The sequence below is a fragment of the Streptomyces spororaveus genome, from assembly GCF_016755875.1.
GTDB classification, from domain to species: domain Bacteria; phylum Actinomycetota; class Actinomycetes; order Streptomycetales; family Streptomycetaceae; genus Streptomyces; species Streptomyces spororaveus.
In genome coordinates this window covers 358,646-380,536 of sequence record NZ_BNED01000005.1, presented here as the reverse complement: position 1 = coordinate 380,536, position 21,891 = coordinate 358,646, and the positions used below count along the sequence as shown (strand labels likewise).

General features: G+C 72.7%; 21 protein-coding genes. 11 read left to right on the top strand and 10 right to left on the bottom strand.

What is annotated here, in order from left to right; translation table 11 throughout:
- Positions 1-42 precede the first annotated feature (42 nt).
- Together Sspor_RS04395 and Sspor_RS04390 are read right to left on the bottom strand one after the other, a co-directional pair.
- A complete protein-coding gene (locus Sspor_RS04395; RefSeq protein WP_202197843.1) occupies positions 43-948 on the bottom strand; it encodes an SDR family oxidoreductase in 906 nt (301 codons plus the stop codon).
- 96 nt (positions 949-1,044) lie between these two features.
- Entirely contained in the window at positions 1,045-2,196 is a 1,152-nt protein-coding gene (locus tag Sspor_RS04390) for a hypothetical protein (protein ID WP_202197842.1), read from the bottom strand.
- A gap of 212 nt (positions 2,197-2,408) precedes the next feature.
- Here Sspor_RS04390 and Sspor_RS04385 point away from each other — a divergent pair, with 212 nt between their 5' ends.
- The 6 genes from Sspor_RS04385 to Sspor_RS04360 all read left to right on the top strand — a co-directional run bounded on the left by Sspor_RS04385 (position 2,409) and on the right by Sspor_RS04360 (position 7,692).
- Positions 2,409-3,386 carry an NADPH:quinone oxidoreductase family protein gene (locus Sspor_RS04385; RefSeq protein ID WP_202197841.1) on the top strand — a complete coding sequence of 326 codons (978 nt, stop codon included), beginning with the start codon at positions 2,409-2,411 and terminating at the stop codon, positions 3,384-3,386.
- Positions 3,383-4,576 (top strand): acyl-CoA dehydrogenase family protein, encoded by a 1,194-nt coding sequence (locus Sspor_RS04380; RefSeq protein WP_202197840.1) that lies wholly within the window; start codon positions 3,383-3,385, stop codon positions 4,574-4,576. Before Sspor_RS04385 ends, Sspor_RS04380 begins: the two co-directional genes overlap by 4 nt.
- Complete coding sequence (locus Sspor_RS04375; protein WP_202197839.1) at positions 4,573-5,688, top strand: acyl-CoA dehydrogenase family protein; 1,116 nt, start codon at positions 4,573-4,575, stop codon at positions 5,686-5,688. Before Sspor_RS04380 ends, Sspor_RS04375 begins: the two co-directional genes overlap by 4 nt.
- Positions 5,689-5,830: 142 nt before the next feature.
- Positions 5,831-6,370, top strand: coding sequence for a GNAT family N-acetyltransferase (locus Sspor_RS04370; protein ID WP_202197838.1), 540 nt, complete (start codon positions 5,831-5,833; stop codon positions 6,368-6,370).
- Between the two features lie 59 nt (positions 6,371-6,429).
- Entirely contained in the window at positions 6,430-6,798 is a 369-nt protein-coding gene (locus Sspor_RS04365; protein WP_202197837.1) for a tyrosinase family oxidase copper chaperone, read from the top strand.
- A gap of 30 nt (positions 6,799-6,828) precedes the next feature.
- Positions 6,829-7,692 carry a tyrosinase family protein gene (locus Sspor_RS04360; protein WP_202197836.1) on the top strand — a complete coding sequence of 288 codons (864 nt, stop codon included), beginning with the start codon at positions 6,829-6,831 and terminating at the stop codon, positions 7,690-7,692.
- Between the two features lie 124 nt (positions 7,693-7,816).
- Here Sspor_RS04360 and Sspor_RS04355 read toward each other — a convergent pair whose 3' ends face one another.
- On the bottom strand, positions 7,817-8,101 hold the full coding sequence (locus Sspor_RS04355; RefSeq protein WP_052872877.1) for a chaplin: 285 nt from the start codon (positions 8,099-8,101) through the stop codon (positions 7,817-7,819).
- 97 nt (positions 8,102-8,198) lie between these two features.
- A complete protein-coding gene (locus Sspor_RS04350; protein WP_202197835.1) occupies positions 8,199-8,522 on the bottom strand; it encodes a hypothetical protein in 324 nt (107 codons plus the stop codon).
- 109 nt (positions 8,523-8,631) lie between these two features.
- Here Sspor_RS04350 and Sspor_RS04345 point away from each other — a divergent pair, with 109 nt between their 5' ends.
- Positions 8,632-10,107: a carboxylesterase/lipase family protein gene (locus Sspor_RS04345; RefSeq protein WP_202197834.1), complete on the top strand. Its 1,476-nt coding sequence runs from the start codon at positions 8,632-8,634 to the stop codon at positions 10,105-10,107.
- Here the strand turns inward: Sspor_RS04345 and Sspor_RS04340 are convergent.
- Entirely contained in the window at positions 10,085-11,398 is a 1,314-nt protein-coding gene (locus tag Sspor_RS04340) for an alpha/beta hydrolase (RefSeq protein ID WP_202197833.1), read from the bottom strand. The two genes, Sspor_RS04345 and Sspor_RS04340, sit on opposite strands and share 23 nt — an antisense overlap.
- 266 nt (positions 11,399-11,664) lie before the next feature.
- Between Sspor_RS04340 and Sspor_RS04335 the strand changes: the two genes are divergently transcribed.
- Complete coding sequence (locus tag Sspor_RS04335) at positions 11,665-12,693, top strand: TolB family protein (RefSeq protein WP_202197832.1); 1,029 nt, start codon at positions 11,665-11,667, stop codon at positions 12,691-12,693.
- Between the two features lie 55 nt (positions 12,694-12,748).
- Here Sspor_RS04335 and Sspor_RS04330 read toward each other — a convergent pair whose 3' ends face one another.
- On the bottom strand, positions 12,749-13,435 hold the full coding sequence (locus Sspor_RS04330) for a GNAT family N-acetyltransferase (RefSeq protein ID WP_150261243.1): 687 nt from the start codon (positions 13,433-13,435) through the stop codon (positions 12,749-12,751).
- 513 nt (positions 13,436-13,948) lie between these two features.
- On the opposite strand from Sspor_RS04330, the gene Sspor_RS04325 reads away from it, so the two are divergent.
- Positions 13,949-14,632: a (2Fe-2S)-binding protein gene (locus tag Sspor_RS04325; RefSeq protein WP_202197831.1), complete on the top strand. Its 684-nt coding sequence runs from the start codon at positions 13,949-13,951 to the stop codon at positions 14,630-14,632.
- 126 nt (positions 14,633-14,758) lie between these two features.
- Here Sspor_RS04325 and Sspor_RS04320 read toward each other — a convergent pair whose 3' ends face one another.
- Both Sspor_RS04320 and Sspor_RS04315 read right to left on the bottom strand, forming a co-directional pair.
- Positions 14,759-16,531, bottom strand: coding sequence for a S8 family peptidase (locus Sspor_RS04320; RefSeq protein ID WP_202197830.1), 1,773 nt, complete (start codon positions 16,529-16,531; stop codon positions 14,759-14,761).
- A 280-nt stretch (positions 16,532-16,811) separates the two neighbouring features.
- Positions 16,812-18,218 (bottom strand): cation:dicarboxylate symporter family transporter, encoded by a 1,407-nt coding sequence (locus Sspor_RS04315; protein ID WP_237403664.1) that lies wholly within the window; start codon positions 18,216-18,218, stop codon positions 16,812-16,814.
- Between the two features lie 105 nt (positions 18,219-18,323).
- Here Sspor_RS04315 and Sspor_RS04310 point away from each other — a divergent pair, with 105 nt between their 5' ends.
- Both Sspor_RS04310 and Sspor_RS04305 read left to right on the top strand, forming a co-directional pair.
- The gene (locus Sspor_RS04310; RefSeq protein ID WP_202197829.1) at positions 18,324-19,943 is read left to right on the top strand and encodes a sensor histidine kinase; all 1,620 of its coding nucleotides are present in this window, start codon (positions 18,324-18,326) and stop codon (positions 19,941-19,943) included.
- The gene (locus tag Sspor_RS04305) at positions 19,940-20,641 is read left to right on the top strand and encodes a response regulator (protein ID WP_202197828.1); all 702 of its coding nucleotides are present in this window, start codon (positions 19,940-19,942) and stop codon (positions 20,639-20,641) included. Before Sspor_RS04310 ends, Sspor_RS04305 begins: the two co-directional genes overlap by 4 nt.
- Here Sspor_RS04305 and melC2 read toward each other — a convergent pair.
- The gene (gene melC2 / locus Sspor_RS04300; protein ID WP_202197827.1) at positions 20,599-21,444 is read right to left on the bottom strand and encodes a tyrosinase MelC2; all 846 of its coding nucleotides are present in this window, start codon (positions 21,442-21,444) and stop codon (positions 20,599-20,601) included. The genes Sspor_RS04305 and melC2 overlap by 43 nt on opposite strands.
- Positions 21,441-21,827 (bottom strand): apotyrosinase chaperone MelC1, encoded by a 387-nt coding sequence (melC1, locus tag Sspor_RS04295; RefSeq protein WP_202197826.1) that lies wholly within the window; start codon positions 21,825-21,827, stop codon positions 21,441-21,443. Before melC1 ends, melC2 begins: the two co-directional genes overlap by 4 nt.
- Positions 21,828-21,891 lie beyond the last annotated feature (64 nt).

Genomic DNA, 21,891 nt, shown 5'->3' with positions numbered 1-21,891 from the left:
CGATCCTCGCACCACCCACTGACAACGGGCGTTCAGGGGGCGTCAGGAGGAGGCGGTGAAGGGGCCGCGCCCCAGCTGGGTGCGGACCGGGACCACCTCGGGGTTGACCACCGAGCGGCGCTGCCAGTTCGCCCCGTCCACCACCAGCGTGTGCCCGGTGACGAACCGGGCGTACGGGGAGGCCAGGAAGGTGGCGGCCCAGCCCAGTTCGCGCGGTGCGCCGACCCGCAGGGCCGGCTGCCGGGCGTCCTTCGTGCCGGGCGCGGCTCGCTCCAGCCCGCCCCGGATGTCCTCGCTCATGTCGGCGTGCGGGAACAGCCCGGGCACGAGCCCGTTGATCTGGATGCCGTACGGGCCCCACTCGACCGCGAGCGTCTCCACCAGGTTCTTCACCCCGGCCTTGGCGGCGGCGCTGTGGGCGAAGCCGGGTCCGCCCGTCCAGGCGTAGGAGGCGCCGATGTTGACGATCGAGCCGGGGGTACCCGCGGCGAGGTGGCGGCGGCCGAACTCGCGGGTCATGAACCAGGTACCCGTCAGGGTGATGTCGACCACCGCCCGCCAGGCACGGGGGGAGAGGTCCTCGGCCGGGGAGGGGAAGTTCGCGGCCGCGTTGTTGACCAGCACGTCCGGCAGCCCGAAGGCCGCCTGAGCCGCGTCGAAGACGTCGGCGACCCGCTCGGGATCCCTGATGTCGCAGACGGCGGCCGTCACCCGGCCCGCGCCGGGGACGGCCGCCAGCTCCTCCCGCGCCGCCTTGAGCTGCTCGGCGCGCCGGCTCGCGATCACCAGGTCGGCGCCGAGCCGGGCGAACTCGGTGGCGATGGCCTTGCCCAGCCCGGTGCCGCCGCCGGTCACGAGGACCACCTGCCCCTCGTAGGTGCCGGGGGGCAGGGCGACGGCGCCGAGCGCCGGGGGAGCGGGCAGCCCGCGCGGGATCTCGTCCGTCATGGGGCATCGATAGCGCGCGGGCGCCGAGATCGCCATCCCTCTGACAGGACCGACTCGGGACCGCGCTCCGGAACCGCCCGGCAGTCAGCCCGGCGGTCAGCCCTGCGGGGCGTACGCCTGCTTGCTCGCGCAGGTCCAGACCACGGCTTTGCTGTCCCGCGTCTCCCGGTCGGTGATCATGCCGCCGACACGGTCGTCGTCGGTGGCCGCGAAGGCCCGGCTCAGCGGCACGCCCGGGGTTCCGGCGGGGAAGGGCAGCACCAGCGGCTCCCCCTTGCCGGGCCAGTAGACGGCCTGGAAGGAACTGGGCCAGCTCTCCTCGAAGTTGGTGGCCGTGCCGACGGCCACGTTCGTGGTCGGGCTGCTGCCGGAGAGCTCCAGGTCGTGGTAGCCCTTGGCCCGGCCCGGGTCGGCGGGCAGGGCGTCGTACGGCTTCTTCCAGACGGCCGGGGTCAGCTTCGGGTCGTTGCGGTAGTAGTAGTCCTCCAGGCCCACCACCCGGCCGCGGTCGTCGATGTCCCGGCCGGTCGTCACGAACGAGGAGTGGTAGCCGTTCCACACCTGGAGGCTGTAGGGCGGGTAGCCGCCGCCGGCGGGCCAGACCACCGGGAAGGTCTTGGTGACCATGATGTCGTTCTCGGCGTCGAAGTAGGAGCCGGAGACCGTGCCGAGGATGTCACCGCGCTTGTTGACGCCGTTCAGCGAGGTGACCTTGCTGCCGGCGATCGCGTCGGCCGGGACGGGCAGTTCACGCACGACCTTCCCGTTCACCCACTCCTTGGCGACGCCCCCGTCGGCGAAGACGACCCGCCCCGACTCGTTGACGTCGACATCGGCGAAGAGCCCCTCCTTGCCCGGGGCGGTGAGCGGCTCGGAGGCCGCGGAGCCCCGCTGGTGGGTGAAGGCGACCATGGCCTGGTCCGAGGCGCGGGTGGCCGTGCCCACCATCAGGCCCTTGGCGCTGACCGCCTTGACGCTGCCCCGGTCGAAGCCGGCGGGCAGCGGGACGGCGTGGACCGTGTGCTCGACGCCGGTCCAGTAGACGGGCAGACCGGCGCTGTCGCCGACCACGATCCCGCCGGTGCCGAAGCCCACCGCGGTGGAGCCCGTCGATCCCGGCAGTCCCGGGAGGATCTCGATCCCGGGGGCGCAGGAGGCCGTCGTGCCCGCCGCCGCGGCCGGGCCGGCCGCGGTGATCAGGCCGGCCAGAACGACGGCGGCTCCGGCCGCGGACATGCTTCTTCTCATGTGGTGGTCCCCCCTGGACAGGTGCTGTTCCCCGTTGAGTCATGACACGTGCACGCCACATGTTGCCTGATCTTGAGGCGCAAGTGGCCTGAATGGCGCGTGTTGATCCGGACCGGACGGTTCTCCACCCCGACCGACGGTTCACAAGAGGGCAAGCGACCGCTTAGTATGCCCGCGGAGCGTGGTTCATCGACGGCGGCTGGAGGCCCCGGATGCAGGCATGGCGAGTACATACCCCCGGCGAACCCCGAGAGGCCCTGCGCCTCGAAGAGATTCCCGAACCGGTCCCGGGCGAGGGCGAGGTGCGGCTGCAAGTGCTCGCCGCGAACCTCAACTTCCCCGACGCGCTGCTCGTCCGCGGCCAGTACCAGATCCGCCCGCCGCTGCCCTTCACCCCCGGCGTCGAGGTCTGCGGCCTCACCGAAGACGGCCGCCGCGTCATCGCCACCCCGAGCCTGCCCCACGGCGGCTTCGCCGAGTACGTGATCGCGTCCGAACGGGCTCTGCTCCCGGCCCCCGAGAGCCTGAACGACGCCCAGGCCGCCGCCCTGCACATCGGTTACCAGACCGGCTGGTTCGGCCTGCACCGCCGGGCGCGCCTCCAGCCGGGCGAGACCCTGCTCGTGCACGCCGCCGCCGGCGGGGTCGGCAGCGCCGCCGTCCAGCTCGGCAAGGCCGCCGGGGCCACCGTCATCGGCGTCGTCGGAGGCAAGGACAAGGCGCGAACCGCCGAGGAACTCGGCTGCGACCTGGTCATCGACCGGACGGCCGAGGACGTCGTCTCCCGGGTGAAGGAGTTCACCGCCGGGCGCGGAGCCGACGTGGTCTACGACCCCGTCGGCGGCGACTCGTACACGGCCTCCGCCAAATGCGTGGCCTTCGAGGGCCGGATCGTCGTCGTCGGCTTCGCGAGCGGCACCGTCCCCGCCCCCGCCCTCAACCACGCCCTGGTCAAGAACTACTCGATCCTCGGCCTCCACTGGGGCCTCTACGCGACCAAGGACCCGGCCGCCGTCCTGGCCTGCCACACCGAACTCACCCGCCTCGCCGGCGAAGGCGCCATCAAGCCCCTCATCAGCGAACTCATCGCACTCCCTGCCGTCGCCGACGCCGTGCAGCGCCTCGCCGAGGGGACCACCACCGGCCGGATCGTCCTCGCCATGCCCCGGCAGCCGGGTGTGTCCCGATGACCGTGATCACCGCCGAACACCTGCTCACACGCGTACGGGACCTGCTCGCCGCCCACCCGCCCGCCGACACCGACCGCGCCGACTTCCTGCGCGCCCGCTTCGACGCCGGACTCGCCTGGGTCCACTACCCCGAGGGCCTCGGCGGACTCGGCGCGCCCCGCTCCCTCCAGAGCGTCGTCGACACCGAACTGGAGGCCGCCGGCGCACCCGACAACGACCCGCGCCGGATCGGCATCGGCCTCGGCATGGCCGCGCCCACGATCCTCGCCTACGGCACCGAGGAGCAGAAGCAGCGCTTCCTGCGCCCCCTGTGGCTCGGCGAGGAGGTCTGGTGCCAGCTCTTCAGCGAGCCCGGCGCCGGATCCGACCTCGCCGCGCTCGGCACCCGCGCGGTCCGCGAGGGCGGCTCCGGCGACTGGATCGTGGACGGCCAGAAGGTGTGGACCTCCAGCGCCCACACCGCCCGCTGGGCCATCCTGATCGCCCGCACCGACCCCGCGCTTCCCAAGCACCAGGGCATCACCTACTTCCTCTGCGACATGCACGCCCCGGGCGTCGAGGTCCGGCCGCTGCGCCAGATCACCGGAGAGGCCGAGTTCAACGAGGTGTTCCTCACCGGCGTCCGCGTCCCCGACGCCCAGCGCCTCGGCGCCGTCGGCGAGGGCTGGGCGGTCGCCCGCACCACCCTGATGAACGAGCGGGTCTCCATCGGCGGCATGCGCATCCCGCGCGAGGGCGGCATGATCGCCCCCGCCGCCGCGGCCTGGCGCGAACGTCCCGAGCTGCGCACCCACGCCCTCCACCAGCGGCTGCTGGAACTGTGGGTCGAGGCCGAGGTCGCCCGCCTCACCGGGGAACGGCTGCGCCAGCAGCTCGTCGCCGGACAGCCCGGCCCCGAGGGATCGGGCATGAAGCTCACCTTCGCCCGGCTCAACCAGGAGATCAGCGGGCTGGAGGTCGAACTCCTCGGGGAGGAGGGCCTCCTGTACGACGACTGGACCATGCGCCGGCCCGAGGGCGTCGACTTCACCGGCCGCGAGGCCGGCTACCGCTACCTGCGCGCCAAGGGCAACAGCATCGAGGGCGGCACCAGCGAAATCCTCCTCAACATCGTCGCCGAACGCGTCCTCGGCCTGCCCCCCGAACCGCGCGACGACAAGGACCTCGCCTGGAAGGACCTCAACCGATGACCACCGCGGCCGCGCCCACCGACCTGCTCTACTCCGGGACCGAGGAGGAACTGCGCTCCGCCGTACGCGCGCTCCTCACCGACCGCTGCGACGCCAAGAGCGTCCTCGACCGGGCCGAGACCGGCCGGCCGCACGACCCGGCGCTCTGGCACACCCTCGCCGCCGGGATCGGCACGGCCGGCCTCCTCGTACCCGAGAAACTCGGCGGGCAGGGCGCGAGCCACCGTGAGGCGGCCGTGGTCCTGGAGGAGCTGGGCCGGGCCGTGGCCCCCGTCCCGTACCTGACGAGCGCCGTGCTCGCCACGGAGATCCTGCTCGGCTGCGACACCGCGGAAGCCGCCCCGCTGCTGCGGGAGCTGGCCTCGGGCAGCACGGTGTGCATCCCCGCCGTGCCGCTGACCCTCGCCCCGGGCGCGCCCCTCCCGGCCCCCGTCCGGGACCACGGCGGCGGCGTCCTGACCGGCACGGTCACCTCCGTGGCGGACGCGGTGGCCGCCGACGTCCTGCTGGTCCTGGCCGACACCGGGCTGTACGCCGTCCCGGCCGCCTCGGCCCGGCTGACCCCGCGGGTCCCGCTGGACCTGACCCGCCCCCTCGCCACCGTCACCCTGGAAGCGGCCGAGGGCACCCTCCTCGCCGACGCCGGTACGGCCCGGGCGGCCGTCGCCGGAGCCCTGCTCTCCGGGGCCGGCCTGCTCGCCTCCGAGCAGCTCGGGCTCGCCGAGTGGTGCCTGACCGAGACCGTCGGCCACGTCCGGGGACGCCACCAGTTCAACCGCCCCGTCGGCTCCTTCCAGGCGCTCAAGCACCGCCTCGCCCGGCTCTGGCTCGACGTGGCCTCCGCCCGCGCGGCGGCGAGAGCCGCGGCCGACGCCCTGGCCACGGCGGCCCCCGACGCCCCGCTGACGGTCGCCGTGGCCCAGGCCTACTGCTCGGGCGTGGCCGTCCGCGCCGCCGAGGAGTGCGTACAGCTGCACGGCGGCATCGGCATGACCTGGGAACACCCGGCCCACCTCTACCTCAAGCGGGCCAAGGCCGACGCCCTGGCCCTCGGCACGGCGGGCCACCACCGGGGCCTGGTGGCGGACTTCGTGGAACTCCCGGCCCCGTAGGACGGCATGTCCGGTACGGCCTCCTCCCGGTCCGGGAGGAGGCTCCGGCCCCCTCCGCCTCCCGGTCCCGGCCCGGGCACAGCCTCCCGGGACGTGCCGCCCCGCCTCCGGCGGGGGGTGGGACGGTCCTTATCCTCGCCCCATGACGGCCACCATCACCGCGCTCCGCGCCGACGGACTCCGCGCCCACCGCGACGAACTCGCCGCTCTGCTGCTCGCCGTGGTCGACGGCGGCTCGTCGCTCGGCTTCCTCGCCGGGCTCGACGACCGGGGCGCCGCCGCCTGGTGGGACTCCCTGCTGCCCGCCGTCGAGGACGGTTCCCTCGCGCTGTGGGTCTCCCGCACCGGCGGCGACGGCCGCATCGACGGCACCGTCAGCTGGTACCGGGAGACCAAGGCGAACGGCCGCCACCGCGCCGAGCTGCGCAAACTCATGGTCCACCCGGCCGCCCGCGGCCGTGGCACCGCCCGGGCCCTGCTCGCCGAGGCCGAGGCGGCAGCCGCCCGAGCCGGGGTGCTGCTGCTGTTCCTGGACACCGAGACCGGCAGCGGAGCCGAGCGCGTCTACCGCTCCGCGGGCTGGACGGAGGCCGGCACCATCCCCGACTTCGCCACCGACCCCGCGGGCCGCCTCCACCCCACGACCCTCTTCTACAAGCAGCTCCGCGGCGCCCACGGGTGACCTCGCCCGCCGCGCGGCGTTAGACCCGTAGCCGCCGGCCACCGAGCGAGGGAGACCGTATGTCCGCAGCATCGCCCGCCGCACCACTGACCCGCCGCGCGGTTCTCCGTACGGCCTTCACCGCGGCCGTGCTCGCCGGTACGGCCGCCGCCCTGACCCCCGTACTGCGCGCCCGGCGCCCCCGGCAGACCCTCACCCCGGCTCCGCTGGCCGAGGAGGAGACGTACCGCGGTCGGCACATCGCCGTCGACGTCGCCGGGGTCCGGATCGACGGCCGCCCGCTGCACGTCATGCGCCGGGCCGACGGCAGCTACCTCAGCGGGATCAACCACTTCCAGTCCTATGCCACGCCACTGGAACTGGCCCGGGCCGCCGTCGACGAGCTGGGCACCGCCCAGCTCGCCCTCGCGGCCCCGCACCACGGCTGACTGACCCACGGGAACGGGAGGACCCCCGCGTTGCACGTCCGGCAGAACCAGAAGAACCTCACCAGCGCCCAGAAGAAGCGGTTCACCGCGGCGGTGCTGGAGCTCAAGCGCAGCGGAGCCTACGACGCCCTGGTGCGCACCCACGACAAGTACTTCGTGCCCGACCGCGCCCGCAAACTGCGCGTCGGACACATGTCCCCGTCGTTCTTCCCCTGGCACAGGCGCTATCTGCTGGAGTTCGAGCGGCAGTTGCAGGCGATCGACCCGGCCGTGAGCGTCCCGTACTGGGACTGGACCGCCGACGCCAGCCCGGTGTCCTCCCTCTGGGCCGACGACTTCCTCGGCGGCACCGGCCGGGCGAGCGACCGCAAGGTGATGACCGGGCCGTTCGCCTACGACACGGGCAACTGGACGGTGACCGTGGGCATCACCGAGTCCGCGTTCCTCACCCGCAACCTCGGCCGGCCGCAGAACCCGATCGCCCTTCCCACCGAGGCCGAACTCCGGTGGGCGATCGACGACCCGACCTACGACGTCCCGCCCTGGGACTCCACGGCCACCGCGGGCGGCTTCCGCAACAAGCTGGAGGGCTGGTCGGCCCCCAGGAGCGAGCGCTGGCGCAACCACAACAAGGTCCACCAGTGGATCGGCGGCCACATGACGGGCGGAACGGCCCCCAACGACCCGGCGTTCTGGCTGCACCACGCCTTCGTCGACCTGATCTGGGACCGCTGGCAGCAGAGGCACCCCGGCTCCGGCTACCTGCCCGCCGCCCCGCTCGCCGTCGGCGACCTCCAGCGCGGCCGGGTGATCGCCCTCGACGAGCCGATGCCGCCGTGGAACGTCACCCCGCGCGAGATGTCCGGCCACCAGGGCCTGTACCGCTACGAATGACCCGCACCCGAACGGCCCGTGCGCACGGGGCGGACACGGGAGAGGGCCCCCGCCGGGTGGCGGGGGCCCTTCCGTCGATCAGCGGATCAGCGGATCAGCGGTCAGCCGATCAGCGGTCAGCCGATCAGTGACCGTAGTCGCCACCCTCGGTGTGGTGGTCGCCGCCGCCGGAGGCGTTGACGCAGGTGTTGCCGAACGCCGGGTTTAGCAGGGCGATCACGTTCACGGTGTTGCCGCAGACGTTGACCGGGACGTGCACCGGAACCTGGAGCAGGTTGCCCGACAGGACACCGGGGGAGCCGACCGCCGCACCGTGCGCTCCGGCATCGGCGACTGCCAGACCCGCACCGGCGACCACGGCGCTGCCGGTGACAGCGGTGATGGCGAATGCCTTCGCGATACGCGACATCAAGATCTCCTCATGAGATATGTGGGGCGCCACAGGCTCTGTGGCATTTGACATGGCATACAACGCGGGGGAGGCCAAGGGGTCACGGCCCGTGCGCCTACCCGGTGACGGAAAACCGGACGGAGGCGAAATACGGCCGCACCTGGCCGACCTCCCCGGGCCGCAGGACCCGCAGAACCCGGCCCGAGCACCCGGGGCCCTCGTAGAGGGTGGCCGAGTGCCCGGTCCCGTTGGTGACCGCCCGGGCTCCGCCGCCCTCGGCCGCCACGCACCCCCTCGGCGCGGTGAGGCCGTGGACCCGGTCGTCCTGGCCGACGTACTGGAAGTCCGGCCCGGCGGCCAGGGCCGGCCCGGCGGCGAGTGTGGCGCCCGCGAGCAGCACGGCGACGGGCACGGCATGGTGGATACGCAGGAATCGCATGCCCGTCCAACCGGGCCGGGCCGGGACCCGGTCACGCCTTGTCACCCGTTGGACGGCTGTGCGACCGTGCGACGGTGCGACCGGCACCCCGGCATCGCGGGAGGACGAGATGAGCGCAGACGGCGCCACAGGCGCCCGCGGCCGGCCGCGGGCCAGGACGGCCGCGGGCCTGGTCGAGGGCCGGACCGGGCCCGGGGGGACCGCCGTCTTCCTGGGCATCCCCTACGCCGCCCCGCCCGTCGGCGCCCTCCGCTTCGCGGCGCCCGCGCCCCCGGCCGCCTGGGACGGCGTACGGGACTGCGCCCACTACGGGCCGACCGCGCCCAAAGTGCCCTACCCGGACACCTTCGCGGCCCTGCTGCCCGACCCGGCGATCCCCGGGGACGACTGCCTGAACCTGAACGTGTGGACCCCCGACCCGGCCCCCGGCGCCCGGCTGCCCGTCATGGTGTGGATCCACGGCGGGGCGCACACGCGGGGCTCCTCGGCCGTCCCCGTGTACGACGGCTCCGCCTTCGCCCGCGACGGCGTCGTGCTCGTCTCCTGCAACTTCCGCCTCGGCGTCCTCGGTTACGGGCTCTTCCCCGACGCCCCCGCCAACCGCGGCCTGCTGGACCAGATCGCCGCCCTCGCATGGGTCCGCGACAACATCGCGGCCTTCGGCGGGGACCCCGACCGGGTCACCGTCTTCGGTGAATCCGCCGGGGCCATCAGCATCGGAGCCCTCCTCGCCGCCCCGCGCGCGGCCGGGCTCTTCACCCGGGCCGTCCTGCAGAGCGGGGCCCCCGAGGTCCTGCCGCGCCCCAGGGTCCGTGCCATGGTCCGGCGGATGGCCTCGCTCCTCAAGGTGGACGCCACGGCCGCGGCCTTCACCGCGACCCCGCTGCCCGACCTGCTCGCCGCCCAGGCGGCCGTCCTGCGCAGATCCGGCCCGCTCATCGCCGGACCCGCCTTCGGCCTGGTCACCGATCCCGGGACGGTCCCGGCCGACCCCCTCGACACCCTGTGCGCCGCGGCCTCCTCCGGCGAGGTGCCGCTGCTCCTCGGCTGGACCACCGAGGAGTACCGGCTCTGGCTCGCCCCCACCGGCGGGATGCGGCTGCTGGACCGCCTCGGCCCGCTCGCCGTGGCGCTGGCCCGGGCGCGGGCCGGCGCGGACCGGGCGGCCGTACGGGCGCTGCGCACCGCGCTGCCCGCGGCGGGTCCGGCCGAGCTCGCCGGACAGCTGCTCACCGACCGGCTGCTGCGCGACCCGCTGCGCAGGCTCGCCGGCGCGCGGCGGGCGGCGCCGAGCTTCCTGTACGAGTTCGGCTGGCCGTCGGGGGTTCCGGGCCTGGGCGCCTGCCACGCCCTGGAGCTGGGCTTCGTGTTCGACACGCTCTCGGTGCCGGAGGCCGCCTGGCTGGCCGGGCCGGACACCCCGCAGGCGCTGGCGGACGAGATGCACGCGGCCTGGGTGCGGTTCGCGGTGACGGGCGATCCGGGCTGGGCGGCATGGAACGGCGACGGCCCGCCGAAGGTGTTCGGCGGGCCGTCGCCCGATCGTGAGGGAGCGCCGGTGGTTACTCGACGGGCCCTTCCATGACCTTGCTGATGAACTGGACCGGTCCCTCGCCCATGTTCGGCACATAGGTCTTGGCGTTGTGCTGCCCGCCCTTGATGACCTTCAACTCGGCGTGGATGGGGCCCTTGTTGCCGTAGGTGGCGACGAACTTCTGCACGTCGGGCAGGGTCTTCTTGTTGCTCTCGCTGTCACCGACCTGGAAGGCGAGGTAGACCTCCGGCCCCTTGGTGTCGATGAGCTGCTTGGCCAGGAGCTCCGGGTTGTTCTCGGCCTTCTCCTTGTCGTGGCCCTTCCACAGCGAGGAGTCCGGGACGACGTCCGGGCCGGAGGCGATCACGGCCTTGAACTTGTCCGGGTGCTTCAGCACGGCCTTCAGGCCCGCGAAACCGCCGGTGGAGGAGCCCATGAAGGCCCAGCCGTCACGGGACTTGACGGTGCGGAAGTTCGCCTTCATCAGGTCCGGGACGTCCTCGGTCAGCCAGGTGCCCATCTTGGGCTGGCCGGGGATGTCGGAGCCGTCCCAGTAGACGCCCTTGTCGTCCGGCCCCGGGTTGAGGACCGGCATGGCCAGGATGAAGGGCTTGCTCTTGCCCTCCGCGTACCACTTGCTGATGCTGGTCTGGAGACCGAGGTCGGTGCCCATCCAGTAGTTGCTGGGGTAACCGGCGCCGCCCGGCAGGGCGATCATGACCGGGAAGCCGCTCTTGGCGAACTTCGGGTCGTTGTACTCCTTGGGGGCCCAGACCCAGACCTTGCCCTTGAAGCCGGACTTCTTGCCGTCCAGCGTGGTGACGGCCACGTGCGTGCCGTCGGCGAGGGTCATCGTGTTCTTGAACTCGGCGGCCGGCCCGGTGGGCATGAGCATCTTCGAGTTCGGCGGGGGAGCGTCGTTCTTCTTGCCGCCGCCCGAGGGCGCCTGCCCGAAGGACACCGCGGAGCCCTTGTCGGTGAACGGGGGTATCTCGTAGTGGTTCAGCACGAGCGCGGCTATGCCGGCGAGCGCGAGCACGGAGGCGCCCGCTATCAGCCAGCGGCGGCCGCGCGACTTGCGGCGCGGCGGCTCGGAGCCGTCGTGGTGACCCTGCTGGCCGTACTGCTCCTGCTGCCCGTACTGCTGCTGGCCGTACTGCTCCTGCGGTGCGTACGGGGCCTGCTGCCCGTTCCGGTCGTGCTGCCCGTACGGCTGCTGGGGGCGGCCGGGCTGCGGCTGCTGTCCGTACGGCTGGCCGTACTGGTCGCCGTGGGGCGGCTGCGGGATCCGTCCTTCCGGCCGGTACGGCTGGTACTGCTGCCCGTCGGGTGCGTACGACATGTGCGGTGGCTCTCCGGCTGCTGCTGCCCCAGAGGGGCGGGGTGGTCTGACTGCTGGGTCCTTCCGTTCGAAGGATGAACGCAAGCATGTCAGGGTTCCGCATTTTTCCTACTCTTGGGGTGCCCTGGGGGAGGCCATTGCCTGGCCCCCGTACGGCCGGTGGAGTTCACCGACCCGCCCCCGCCCGTGCCTGGCTCTTGTCCGGGCCGCTGGGTATGGTGCCCCCGCGCCGCCCCCGGAACCCCACCCTGCCCCGGAGTCCTCCCATGACGCTCCAGCGCCGGATCCTGATCCTGGCCACCGCCGTGGTCCTGCTCGCCGCCGTGGGCGTACTCGCCGTCGTGCGGGCCTCCTCGCGCGCCGCCGAGAAGGACCACACCCGGCCGGGCGGCCCGTCCGTCAGCCGGGGCGCGCTCTCGCTGGCGCCGGGCGACGGCGGCCGGCGGATCGTGTTCCGCACCCTGGCCTGGGGGCCGCACCGGGACGAGCTCGCCACGGTCGCCGCCGACGCACCGCAAGGGGCCCGGACCACGTCCGGGGTGAGCTGCCTGCGCTTCCACGCCGCGGCCGGCACCGGGATCTGCCTCCAGTCGGACCGGAGCGGGATCCAGGAGGGCTACCGGGCCGTCGTACTGGACGCACACCTGGAGCAGGTGTCCGCGTATCCGCTGGGCGGCCTCCCCACCCGGGCCCGGGTCTCGCCGGGAGGGCACCTCGCCGCCTGGACCGTCTTCGTCGGCGGGGATTCGTACGCCGGTACGAATTTCTCGACGCGGACCTCGGTGCTCGACCTGCGCACCGGCAGGCTCGACGCCTCGCTGGAGGACTTCACGATCCTGAAGGACGGCAAGCCGTACCGCAGCGCGGACGTCAACTTCTGGGGAGTGACCTTCGCCGCCGACGAGCGGACTTTCTACGCGACCCTCGCCACCGGCGGCCGGACCCACCTGGTCCGCGGGGACCTGGGCGAGCGCACCGTGACGACCCTGCGCGAGAACGCCGAGTGCCCGTCACTGTCACCGGACGGGACCCGGGTGGTGTTCAAGAAGCGCGTGCCGGGCCTGCCGGCCGAGGTGCCGTGGCGGCTGTACGCCCTGGACCTGGCCTCCGGCGCCGAGACCCCGCTCGCCGAGGAGCGCAGCGTGGACGACCAGGTCGTGTGGAGCGACGACGGGACCGTCGTCTACGCCCTGCCGGGGGACTTCGGCGCCGACCTGTACGCCGTGGCCGCCGACGGGGGCGGCGCCCCCGCCCGGCTCATGGATTCCGCCCTCGCCCCGGCCTTCCTCGGCTGAGGAGGCCGCGGCGAGGGCAGGACCGTTTTTCCGCTTGTCCGTCCGGTGGAACGGGTCAGGCGGGGATCAGGGTCTTGCGGCGGCGCTTGCGCTGCGCGCCCGCCGACAGCCTCAGCTCGATGATCGACCGTACGGCCGGCCACTCCTCGTCGAGGATCGAGTAGAAGGCCGTACTGCGGACGGCGCCGTCCAGCCCCCGCGAATGGGCCCGGCGGACCCCCTCGCAGGTGAAGCCCAGACGTTCCATGGCCGCCCGCGACCGGCCGTTGCGCGCGTCGGCGCGCAGCGAGATGCGCCGTACCCCCCAGGTCTCGAAGGCATGGCGGAGCATGAGCAGCTTCGCCTCGGTGTTGATGCCGGTCCCCTGGGCGCCCGGGGACAGCCAGGTATTGCCGATCTCGGCGGCATCGGGGATCGCCGTCGCCGGATCGCCGAACGGGACTCCGGGCACGGCGGGCCAGACCAGAGGCCCCTGCCAGTAGTCGAGTTCCAGGAACCGGGTCGAACCGACGACCCGCCCGTCGGTGGCTCTGACCACCGCGAACGGGAGCGATCGACCCGCTGCCTGATCGGCGAGGGCACGTTCGATGTACTCGTGTGACGCCTGCACACCGTGGGGCACGGGAGTGAAGGCGTAAGTCGTACGATCCTCGGCCCCGGCCACGGCCAGAGCCTCGGTGTGGTGGGGGGCGAGGGGCTCGAGCCGCACGGTGCGGCCCGCGAGGTGTACGGGTACGGGCACGGAGCCTTCGGTCCTTCTGGGCGGTGGGGTGGTTGCACAGTCTGCGTCCATGACGTCGCCCCCCGTGCAAAACACGAGTGAAAGGCAACCGGCTGTCAGGTGAACGCGAGTGGCTCAATGTAGCTCCTTAAAGTCCTCTCATGAACCCCCAATTTGGCAATGGCGCGACACCGATTTCCGATGACTTTGGTCCCCGCCGCGAAGCGCCCGTAATCCTGATCCACGGACATCCCTTCAAGCGCACGACGCGAGCCCCCCGGACGGCCGCCCCGGCGGCCTCCGCCCCCCGTGCGATCACGTCTGACCTGCAAGGATGCAGACGAAGTCCGGTGGTCCCGGGCAAGGCTCCGCGCGCGGATCCCCCGGACGGATCCGCCGCCCGGACGGCCCGCCCGGACGTCGAACAGATGATCGTCGGCGGTGTGTCCACGAACGGCCGGATCACGGGAGGGGTACGACTGCGCCACCCGGGTCCCGTACGGCCCCCCGCGAGGCTTTGAGATCATTCCGGTCATGGACGACGTACTGCGGCGACTGGCCGCCGTAGGACCTTTCTTCACCGTTCCGTACGGGACGCAGCCGCCCGGCCCCGGCTTCCGGCCGCTCTCGGCGTTGTACGGGGAGCGGCTGGAGCCGTACGTGGCCGAGGTGGGCCGGCGCATCGGCAGCGGTCCCGGCCGCGTGGCCGCCTCGACCGCGCAGTTCGGCATCGCCTCCCGGCTCTGGTCGCTGGGGCTCGGCTGCGCGGCCCTGGCGGGCCGGGTGCCGGACCTGGCCGCCGACCGGGTGTGGTGGCGGCTGCCGGACGCGGGATCGCTCCAGCTGTGGCTGCCCGAGCCGGGCCCCGGCCTGCCGGCCGAGGCGCTCGGGGAGAACGTCCTGGCGAACCTGGCCGTGCTCGACGAGGGCCTGCGCCAGCGCTTCGGGGTCTCCCCGAAGGTCCTGCGGGGCAATGCGGCGTCTGGGCTCGTCGGCGCGCTGCGCGTGCTGATCGACCGGGTGCCGGGTGGCGCGGCCGTGGAGCTGGCGGGCGCCCTGCTGGCCGACGGCGGAGCGCTGGAGGGCACCGGCACCTTCCTCCACGAGGAGGGGCTCGGGGTGGCCTTCGTACGGCGCAGCTGCTGCCTCTACTACCAGGTGCCCGCGGGCGGGCTCTGCGGCGACTGCGTCCTGCGGACGGGGCGGCGGGCGGGCTGAGGGGCAGGCCCGCGAGGGCATCGTGCTCACGGACGTCTGGACCCCGGAAAACGACGGTGGCCATCGGGGCGCAGTTGCACTGCTCCCCGATGGCCGTCTCCGCCGGCAGAACTTCCGGAGGACAGATCAGAAGGTCAGGTTCCAGGAGTCGATCTTGCCGGTGTCGCCGCCGGCGTTGTCGTTGACCCGCAGCTTCCAGGTGCCGTTCGCGGCCTCGGAGGAGGCGTTGACGGTGTAGACCTGGTTGATGTTGTCGGTGCTGCCGCCCGCGCGGTTGTGCACGGTGTAGACGGTGCCGTCGGGCGCGACCAGGTCGACCTTGAGGTCACCGATGTAGGTGTGAACGATGTTCACGCCCACCTTGAGGGTGGCCGGGGCGTTGCCGGTGACACCGCTGACGGTGATCGGGCTCTCCACGGTGGTGTTGTCGCCGACGGCGAAGTCACCAGTGTTCTCGAAGTACTTGCCGGGCGGCGGCGTGCTGCCGACGGCCTTCAGCGCGTCGACCTGGCCCTCGCCGAAGAAGCCGTTCTTCGCCGTGGTGCCCTTGCAGCGGCTGTCCGACGGGCAGGCGACGTCATTGGCCTGGGTGGCCAGCTTGTCGCGCAGCTGCGCCGGGGTGATGCCCGGGTTGGTGCTGGCCAGCAGGGCCGCCACACCGGTGACGTGCGGGGACGCCATCGACGTACCGCTCATCGTGCCGTACTTGCCGCCCGGCTGGGTGCTGTAGATGCCGACGGTGTCGCCGCCGGGGGCCGTCACGTCGACGACGTTCAGACCGTAGTTGGAGTACGAGGCCTTCGCGGTGGTGCCCATCGCCGAGACCGTGACCACGCCCGGGAGCTCGGTCGGGATGTCCAGGCAGGCGTTGGTGATGGTGCGGGTGACCGGCGTCGAGTCGTTCGGGCTCTCGCTGTCGGTCGTCTTGTTGGCCAGGTCGACGTTGGAGTTGCCGGCCGCCGCGACCTGCAGCGAGCCCTTGCCCTCCGCGTACTCCTGGGCGCGCTTGACGCCCTCGATGATCGCGGCCTGGTCGGCGTTGTCCGGGCAGTTGAACTGCCACGGGTCCGTGTAGTAGCTGTTGTTGGTGACCTTGAAGCCGTGGTCGCCGGCCCACATGAAGCCGCAGACGGTGTTCTCGGCGAAGAAGAGCGAGGTGCCCGGCTCGGCGATGCGCACCGAGGAGATCTTCACGCCCGGCGCCACGCCGATGACGCCCTTGCCGTTCTTGGCGGCGGCGACCGTACCCGCCACGTGCGTGCCGTGGGTGCCGACGTCCCGCCAGGCGCCCGTACGGGTGTCCGGCTTGCCGTACGCGCAGGACGCGGAGTCCGCCGCGTTGAAGTTCGGGGCCAGGTCCTGGTGCTGGTCGTCCACACCGGTGTCCAGGATGCCGACCTTGACGGAGGCGGAGCCGGTGGTGACGGCCCAGGCCTGGTCGGCCTTGATCTGGGTCATGTCGGCGCGGACCGGCTCGCCCGAAGGCGTCGTGGCCTGCGCCGGGTTGGCGGGCAGCGCCGGGTTGTAGGCGTCCGCCGGCACGTCCGAGGTGCGGGTGGCGCCGACCTGCTGGACGCCGCTGACACCGCGCAGGGTGGTGGCGAAGTTCGCGGACGCGGAGTGGGCGACGATCACGCCGATCGCGTCGTAGTACTGGAACACCGTGCCGCTGTTGGCGGTCACCGCGTTCCGCACCGCGGTGGTGTCACCGGGAGCGGTGATCACGAGGTAGGCGCGGGTACCGGCAACCCAGGTCGCACTCTGGGAAGTCGGGGCCGCGGCCTTGGGGGCCGCCGCGGGGGCGGGGGCCGAGGAGCCGTTCGGCGAGACGGGGGCGGTGCCGGCGAGCGCGGCGGGAGCCCCGAAGGCGAGTGCCGCGCCGAGCGTGGCGGCCAGCACGAGGGTACGTCGAGGTCGGCTGGATATGTGGGGTATCAATGCGTCCTCCGAAGACCCGGTGGTCAGGCCGGGTCGAACGAAACAAGTGGTGGACGCAAGATGTCATGCACACAGCCTGTTACGGAAGTACCTTTTACAGCCTGGGGGTTCGGTTATCGGTGGCCGAATACCGACTATGGGTGCAAGTGCGGAGAATGCGGCGGGCCGACCGGGCTGGGCACCGTGGGGGCGAGCCCTGCCCGGCCGGCCCGTGCGGGCGGGACCGGCTGGGGGAGGAGTCCTAGACCGGCACGCCGTCCTTGGGGTGGTGCGACGGGACCGGAGCCTCGGCCGGCGCCGTGTCGGACCCGGCCGGCCGTGCCGCGGCCGGCTCCGTCACCGCATGCTCCGCGCCGTGTCCGTCGTCGACCAGTGTGCTCTCGTCGAACGGCAGCCGGCCGGCGAGGACTTCGGTGGCACGCGCGCGGTCGAACTCCTTCGTCCAGGTCCCGATGAGGACCGTCGCCACGGCGTTGCCCGCGAAGTTCGTCAGGGCCCGGGCCTCGCTCATGAACCGGTCGATGCCCACGATCAGGCCGACCCCGTCCACCAGTTCCGGCCGGTGCGACTGCAGTCCGCCGGCGAGGGTGGCCAGGCCGGCGCCGGTCACGCCGGCCGCGCCCTTCGAGGCGATGACCATGAACAGCAGGAGCGAGATCTGCTCGCCCAGCGCCAGCGGCTTGCCCATCGCCTCGGCGATGAAGAGCGAGGACATCGTCAGATAGATGGCCGTGCCGTCCAGGTTGAAGGAGTATCCGGTCGGCACGGTGATCCCGGTGACGGGCCGGGAGACCCCCAGGTGCTCCATCTTGGCGATCAGCCGCGGCAGCGCAGACTCCGAGGAGGAGGTCGAGAGGATCAGCAGGAACTCCCGGCCCAGATACCTCAGCAGTGAGAAGACGCTGACCCCGGTGCACACCCGCAGCAGCGTGCCGAGGACCACGAACACGAAGAGCAGACAGGTCGTGTAGAAGCCGATCATGATGACGGCCAGGGACTTCAGCGCGTCCATGCCGGTGGCCCCGACCACCGCCGCGATCGCCCCGAAGGCGCCCACCGGAGCCGCCCACATGATCATCGCCAGGACCCGGAACACCAGCTTCTGGATGTGCCCGACGCCCCGCAGCACCGGCTCGCCCGCGGCGCCCATGGCCTGCAGCGCGAACCCGCAGAGCAGCGCCACCAGCAGGGTCTGCAGCACCTCGCCGCCGGTGAAGGCGGACACCAGCGTGGTCGGGATGATCCCGAGCAGGAACTCCGGCGTGCTCTCGGCCCCGCCCGCCTTGGCCTGGGCCTCGCCCGCACTGCGCGCCGCCTCGGTCAGGTGCAGCCCGCTGCCGGGCTCCAGCAGGTTGCCGACCAGCAGACCGATGGCCAGCGCCACCGTGGACATGACCATGAAGTAGCCGAGGGCGAGCCCGCCCACGGCGCCCACCTTGGCGGCTTTGCGCACGGATCCGATGCCCAGCACGATCGTGCAGAAGATCACGGGCGAGATCATCATCTTGATGAGGTTGACGAAGCCGGTGCCCAGCGGTTTGAGCTCCACGGCCACGCCGGGGGCGGCGAAGCCGACGGCGATGCCGAGCAGCACCGCGCCGATCACCGCGATGTAGAGAAAGTGCGTTCTGTCGCGCCTGGCGGCCACGATGCCTCCCGGTGGTGATTACGTTCGGGGAGACCATCGCCCAGGGCTGTGACCCCGGTCACCCTTGCGTTCATTGAGTTCACGACCCGGTGCACACTGAGCGCCATGTTCCGCTTCCCCCGGCCCCCGCGCAGTCTCGCCGGCCAGCTCTTCGCCATGCAGGTGCTGCTGGTCACCGTGGTCGTCGCGGGCTGCGCCGTCTTCGCGTACGCCACCGCCCGGGGGCAGGCCGAGGAGGCCGCCCGCCGCCAGGCGGGAGCCGTGGCCCGGGCGGTCGCCGACTCCCCGTCCGTACGCGAGGCCGTACGCGGGGCGGCGCGCGGGACCGACCCGTCCGGCGCGCTCCAGCCCTACGCGGAGCAGGTCCGGGCGGATTCCGGGGTGGCCTTCGTGACGATCATGGCCCCCGACGGACGGCGCTGGACCCACCCGGACCCGCGCAGGATCGGGGAGCCCTTCATGGGCAACACCGCCCCCGCACTGCGCGGCGAGACCTTCAGCGAGACGTACACGGGCACCCTCGGCCCGTCCATCCGGGTGGTCACCCCGCTCCGGGACGGGGACCGGATCGTGGGCCTGGTGAGCGCGGGCATCACCGTCCGCGCCATCAGCGACCGGCTCGCCACGCAGCTGTCCGCCCTCGCCTGGGTCGCGGGCGGCGCGCTCGCCCTCGGCGGCGTGGGCACGTACGTCGTCAATGCGAGGCTGCGCCGTCACACTCATGGCATGAACGCGGCGGAGCTCAGCCGGATGTACGACTACCACCAGGCGGCCCTGCACGGAGTCCGCGAGGGGCTGCTCATGCTCGACGGGCAGCGCCGGATCACCCTGATCAACGACGCCGGGCGGGAACTGCTCGGCCTGCCGGGCGGCGAGATCACCGGCACCCGGGTCGCCGACCTCGGCCTGCCGGCCCCGCTCACCGGGGCCCTGCTCGCCGACCGGCCCCGGGTGGACGAAGTGCACCTGACCGCGGACCGCGTGCTGGTGGTCAACAGCTCGCCGGTCGCGGGCGGCGGCCGCCGGGGCACCGTGGTCACCTTGCGCGACCACACGGAACTGCAGGCGCTGACCGGCGAGCTGGACCACGAGCGGGGCTTCACCCAGGCGTTGCGCTCCCAGGCCCACGAGGCGGCCAACCGGCTGCACACCGTGGTCTCGCTCATCGAACTCGGCCGCGCGGACGAGGCGGTCGACTTCGCCACCGCCGAGCTGGAACTGGCCCAGGCCCTCACCGACGAGGTGGTCACCGCGGTCGGGGAGCCGGTACTCGTGGCGCTGCTGCTGGGCAAGGCCGCGCAGGCGCACGAGCGGGGCGTCGAGCTGGTCGTGACCGCCGACAGCCGCAGCCTCGCCGACGGCGCCGGGCTGCCGCCGGCCCGGGACCTGGTCACCGTGCTCGGCAACCTCATCGACAACGCGGTCGACGCGCTCACGGCCGTACCCGGGGCCCGGATCGCCGTGACGCTGCGGCCGGAGCCGGACGAGCTGCTGCTGCGGGTCGCGGACAACGGACCCGGGCTGCCCGAGGGGGTGGACGTCTTCCGCCGGGGCTGGTCCGGCAAGGGGGAGGGCCGGGGACTGGGCCTCGCACTGGTCCGGCAGGTGGCGGAGCGCTGCGGAGGCGCGGTGATCGCCGCGCAGGGCCCGGGCGGAGGCGCGGAGTTCACGGTCCGCCTGCCGATCGGGTCCCTGCCCGGCGCGGAGCCGGAGGGTTCGCGGTGAGCGGCGGCGAGGTGCGCGTCCTGATCGTCGAGGACGACCCGGTGGCCGCCGACGCACACGCGCTCTACATCGGCCGGGTGCCCGGCTTCACCGCCGTCGGCGCCGTCCACTCGCTCGCCGAGGCCACCCGGTTCCTGGAGCGGACCCGCGTCGACCTGCTGCTCCTGGACCTCGGCCTGCCCGACGGGCACGGCCTGCGCTTCGCGCGCGGGCTGCGCGCCGCCGGACATCCGGTCGACGTGATCGTGGTGACCTCCGCGCGGGACCTGGCCGTGGTCCGCGAGAGCGTCTCCCTCGGCGTGGTCCAGTACGTACTGAAGCCGTTCGCGTTCCCCACCCTGCGCGAACGGCTCTTGCGCTACGCCGAGTTCCGCCAGACGGCGGGCGAGGCGGTCGGCCAGGACGACGTCGACCGGGCGATGGCCGCACTGCGCGCACCCCGCCCGGCCGAGCTCCCCAAGGGGCTGAGCGCGCCGACCCTGGACCGGGTCGCCGCCCTGCTGCGGGCGGCGCCCGAGGGGCTGACCGCAGCAGGGGCGGCCGAGGCGGCCGGGATCTCCCGTATCACCGCCCGCCGTTACCTGGAGCACCTGGTGGACACCGGCCGTGCGGACCGCACCCCCCGGTACGGCCAGGTCGGCCGCCCCGAACTGCACTACCGCTGGCTGGCGGCGGCCGGTTCGGTGTCGAAGGTGTAGAACTTCCGGTGGTCCAGCATGTCCGCCGGAGTCACGTTGTTCCACGGCCGCATCGTGTCGTTCAGGTCGACCACGTTCTGGGTGCCCGCGGCCGGCAGGTACGTGGACTGGGGGTGCTTGGCCTGCCAGTCCGCCCACAGCTTGTCGATGAAGGCGTGGTGCATCCAGAACACCGGGTCGTTGGGCGAGACCCCGGTGGACATCTGTCCGCCGACCCACACGTGCACCCGGTTGTGCAGGTTGGCGCCGCGCCAGCCCTCCAGGTTGTTGCGGAAGCCGTTGGAGGAGCTGTTCCAGGGCGCCATGTCGTAGACCGGCATGGCGAGTACGGAGTCGACCTCGGCCTTGGTCGGCAGCTGGGCGACGGCCGTGCCGAGGTCACGGCGCAGGTAGGCGCGCCCGTCCACCCGGACGTTTATGTTCCACTTGCCCGTCGAGTATGCGAACGGACCGTCCATGACCTGCCCGTCGCGGGCCCGCCCGGTGCCGCCGAGGAAGTCGGCGGCGAAGAGGGAGGCGCGGGAGGTCCGGTCCACGGTCCAGTCCCAGTACGGGAGCGCGACGCTCGCGTCCACTTTCTGCAGCGCCTCCTCGAACTCCAGGAGGAAGCGCCGGTGCCACGGCAGGAAGGACGGGGAGCGGTGCCCGACGCGGTCGCCCGAGTCGGTGTCGCTCATGATGAAGCCGTTGTGGGTGGTGACGAAGCGGTCGTAACTGCCGGTGCGCTTGAGCTCCAGCAGCGCCGAGGTGAAGGCGCGCTTCTCCTCGGGGGTCAGCGTGGCCTGGTTCTTGCGTACGGTCATGCCGCACCTCCGAAGGGGACGAGGGCGGCGCCCTGGAGATCGCGGACCGCGGCGCGGGCGAGGAGCTTCGGGTCGGCGAAGGTCTCGTAGTGGTTGATGACGCTGATCCAGGTGCCGTCGGCATTGCGCATGATGTGCAGTTCCTGGCCGTCTATTCGGACGGTGGGCTGACCGGGCGAGTGGTGGCCGCCGTGGTGGCCGCCTCCGCCGGGGGTGATCTGGATGCGACGGCCCTTGTAGACCTCGTCGACCGTGCCCGGGGTGGTGGGCTCGGTGGGGGTCGCGGCGGCGCTCGTGGCGCCCGCGGCGGCAGCGGTCAGGCCGAGGACGGTGAGAGCACCGGCAGTTGTCCCCAGGGCCTGACGGCGAGTGATCTTCTTCATGGCCCGAAGAGGTATCAGGGCTCGGGGGAGGGTTGGCCTGTATCCGGACATCCCTGGATATGTT